The 3,554-nt window shown below is 34.9% G+C and carries 4 protein-coding genes, 2 tRNA genes and 1 pseudogene; 4 read left to right on the top strand and 3 right to left on the bottom strand.

Features of this window, described 5'->3' with window-relative positions:
* Window positions 1-92: 92 nt before the first annotated feature.
* The 4 genes from Q0W25_RS08940 (at window position 93) to Q0W25_RS08925 (ending at window position 2,142) form a co-directional block, all read left to right on the top strand.
* Window positions 93-175: transfer RNA gene (locus Q0W25_RS08940), tRNA-Leu, on the top strand.
* Between the two features lie 39 nt (window positions 176-214).
* A tRNA-Thr gene (locus Q0W25_RS08935) sits at window positions 215-287 on the top strand.
* A 121-nt stretch (window positions 288-408) separates the two neighbouring features.
* Window positions 409-1,245, top strand: a complete 837-nt coding sequence (locus Q0W25_RS08930; RefSeq protein ID WP_298521254.1) for a hypothetical protein — start codon at window positions 409-411, stop codon at window positions 1,243-1,245.
* Between the two features lie 9 nt (window positions 1,246-1,254).
* A complete protein-coding gene (locus Q0W25_RS08925; protein WP_298521252.1) occupies window positions 1,255-2,142 on the top strand; it encodes a phosphate uptake regulator PhoU in 888 nt (295 codons plus the stop codon).
* 25 nt (window positions 2,143-2,167) lie between these two features.
* Here Q0W25_RS08925 and Q0W25_RS08920 read toward each other — a convergent pair whose 3' ends face one another.
* The 3 genes and pseudogenes from Q0W25_RS08920 to Q0W25_RS08910 form a co-directional block, all read right to left on the bottom strand.
* Window positions 2,168-3,010, bottom strand: a complete 843-nt coding sequence (locus tag Q0W25_RS08920; RefSeq protein ID WP_298521250.1) for a fumarate hydratase — start codon at window positions 3,008-3,010, stop codon at window positions 2,168-2,170.
* A 69-nt stretch (window positions 3,011-3,079) separates the two neighbouring features.
* Window positions 3,080-3,322 (bottom strand): 4Fe-4S binding protein, encoded by a 243-nt coding sequence (locus tag Q0W25_RS08915; protein WP_298521248.1) that lies wholly within the window; start codon window positions 3,320-3,322, stop codon window positions 3,080-3,082.
* A 7-nt stretch (window positions 3,323-3,329) separates the two neighbouring features.
* Window positions 3,330-3,554 (bottom strand): annotated as a pseudogene (locus tag Q0W25_RS08910) (ferredoxin); the annotation flags it as partial.

Below are 3,554 nucleotides of genomic sequence, written 5' to 3'. Positions count from 1 at the left end.
AAAATTAAAATATATTTTTTGATATTTTCTGAAGATACTATTTAAAGGATAGTAACATTTATATATCATGTTGATTAATATCATAATTGTATGCAAGGGTGCCCGAGCGGCCAAAGGGGAAGGACTTAAGATCCTTTGGCATAGGCCTTCGAGGGTTCGAATCCCTTCCCTTGCACTATTTTATACTTTTTGACTTTTATTGATTCCTGATTATGCCTTAGTGGCTCAGCCGGTAGAGCGCCACCTTGGTAAGGTGGAAGTCGGGGGTTCGAATCCCCCCTAAGGCTTTCTATTGTTTTTTATTATTCTGATTTTTTTTTATTTCATATATCTTTTAAAGTTTATATAGTTAAAAACATAAAATTATTAGAGATAGTAATTTCAAAAATTTTTTTTGAAGGTGGAAAAATGAATTATAAAAAGCTTATATTGGTAGGTATAATTTCTGCATTTGTTGCGATACTCACTTCGGTAATGGGTGTAGCAGGTACTATTATAGGTTCAGTCATTTCATCCGTTCTTTATAATATGCTTACTGAAGCATTCGATCAACCTACTAAAAGATCTATTAGCGCTTCTTTTGAATGGGATATTGCATATGTATTTCCTATTGTAGTCATTGCGTTGATTCAGCTGTTGTTGATTTTCGCATTGTTATCAGAGAATGGATTCTTGCCAAATACATTCCTAAATGTTTATTTATCCCTCCAAAATTTTGCAAATAATAATTTGTATAGGCTTTTAGGTATTGCTTTGCTAATCATTAGTGCATATCCATTAATATTAAAACCGGATTTTGTAAAAAAGGAACATGGTGGAATTCTTGCTTTTGTCGGTATAATATTTTTAGCTAGAGGATTCGTGGACCTCAATACTCACTTCACTGACATTTATGATGATGTGTTCATTATGTTTGACCTTCCGATAGCTATTTTGGCTTTTATATTGCTCGTATATGTTGTCTTGAAAATATTGATTTCTGCAAGAAATTCATCTGATGAGCCTGAAGTCATAGAATATTCCGAAAATGACCATATAGTTCATCACTCTAACAAAAAGGATGGTTTTGGTTATAGGAATAAAAAGGCAGTTGGAAATATTCGTAAAAAGGTCAACAAACCTGTGGAAAAAGATGATATGCCTTTGGATTTTAATGATGGCGCAAGTCAATCATCAAAAATTAATAAGTCTTCACAAAACATCAAATTTGAATCTAATGATTTGCTTGATGACTTTAAAAAATGAGAAGATAATATGAGCAAAAAGGATAAGACACTAAAGGAAATTTTGGATTTTATCTTATATGAAAATCCATCCACTCAAGAGGAAATTGCCGAAAAATTGGGCATTAGCCGCAGATATGTCACTCAATTATTGCAGCCTCTTGTTAAGGACGGGACAGTTAAAAGAGCATACACAATTGATTTAAAAGGTTATGAACGAATAACCGGTTCTTTGACTGATTATTCTTCTCCCAAACAAACTTCCGGAAGCGTCATAATTAATGACATGCTGGTAAATATGGCTAGCCATGTACATTCTCAGCTTGAGGAATCATTTAATGCTATTCTGGAATATGATGAGGAAAAAGCAAAGCATGCTTTGGAAATGGATTATGCAACCAATCTCATGGTTGAAAAGATTAGGACTTCAGTTGAAACTGTTGTAAGCATAAATAAGCATTCCGAATTTTCAAAATCTTTTCTTTATAATGAAGTTGCATATGATTTGGAGCGTATAGGGGATTATTGCGGTCATATTGCAAAATTTGTAATCAATGATGTCTATGAAATTGATGAGAATGTCCTTAAAAAATTAAAAAAGATGTATAAAACCACACAGAAGATGATTCGTTTGTCAATGGAATCATTCATAAGTGGTAAAACAGAACTAAAAAGCGATTTGATGGATTTGGAAGAATCCATTCATATCCTGCAATCCAAAGCGATTAATCTGATTGCAACACAGATGGCTGAAAATTCATTTGATGAAAAAGAAAGGTCTAATTATTTCATTTACCTGTTCAGGGTAATCAAAGCGTTTGAAAGGATGGGGGACATTTCCGTTGAAATTATGGATGTTTCAATAGAATTCCATGAAAACATTCCAAGATCAACTACTCCACGTACTTTCAGATATTAATTTTTTTTTAAATTTCACTAGGAAATCAGTCATCGAAGATTCTTGTTGTGGCATGCCTGTCAGCCCAACATTGGACGCATACGCCTACCGGAAGGCCTGCGGTATGGGTGTGTGCCTTTAGTATTTTGACGTCTAAAGCTGTTGTCTTTCCACCTAGTCCCATAGGACCTATTCCTGATGCGTTTATTTCTTCCAGTATTTCCTCTTCAAGTTTAGCTATTTGAGGGTCAGGATTTCTTTCACCTATTTTTCCAAGCAATGCTTTTTTACCCAGTTTCAAGCACAAGTCGGAAGTTCCGCCGATTCCAACCCCAATCACTGTTGGTGGGCATGGTTTTCCTTTGGCTTTAAGGACGGATTCCACAACAAACTCCTTTACGCCTTCAATTCCTTCGGCAGGAAGGGCCATTTTCAAAGCGTTATTGTTTTCAGAACCGAATCCTTTCGGTAGAATGGTGATTTCCAGATAGTCTTCATCAACAAGTTCAATGTCTATTGGAGGAATGTAATCCCCTACGTTGATGTTGGTGTTTTCGCGTGTTAACGGATCTACAATGTTTGGTCTGATTGGAATGTCTGTTGTAGCTTTTTTTATTCCTTCTTCAATGCCTTCGCGCAAATTTTCAACTTCAACATTACCCAACTTAACAAAAACTACTGGAAGGCCAGTATCTTGGCACATTGGAATCCCTTTTTCCTTTGCAAGTTCAATATTTTTTAAAATAGCTTTAATATTTAATATTGCAAGCTCATTTTCTTCAATTTCAAGGGCATCTTCAAGGGATTTTTTGACATCTTCCCCTAAGACAATGGCCGCTTGCTTGTATAACTCATAAACAGTATCCCTAATAGTATCTTTAGTAATCAAAATAAAACCTTTTCAAAATTAATTAATCATATTTTTGATTTTAAAAAATATAAATTTTTTTAAAAATAGTTATTGAATTGAGATTATTCCGATTGGGCAAACTTCAACACAATCTCTGCATTTTGTGCATTTGTCATAATCAAGGGTAATTGCTCCCCCAAGCACTTTGAATGCATCATGTTCACAGATTTTTATGCATGGCGCTTCTGATGGTTGGCAGTTCATACAAAATAAATTGGGAGTGTCAACATTTGGTGTTTGTTGACAACTTCCACAGGTTGTACAGTCAGTACAATTTCCTATATTATACATAATCCTTTTATTCGTCTAGAACAAGTCTTGCTCTTGCTTGACTTGTTATGACGTGGACAAAGCCACCTTTACTGCTGTCCGGTTCATATAATCCTGCCATTTTAGCCAAGTATTTCTCTTGGTTTTTGGCCCTGATTTTTTCAGGATCAGCAACGGTAATTGCTCTTTTTGTACATGCTTTAATACATGCAGGTCCTTCTTCTCTGTCAGCACAGAGGTCACATTTTTCAGC

The sequence above is a fragment of the uncultured Methanobrevibacter sp. genome, from assembly GCF_947166415.1.
GTDB lineage: Archaea > Methanobacteriota > Methanobacteria > Methanobacteriales > Methanobacteriaceae > Methanocatella.
The sequence above is the reverse complement of the archived record's forward strand: the minus strand, read 5'-3'. Positions and strand labels throughout refer to the sequence as shown.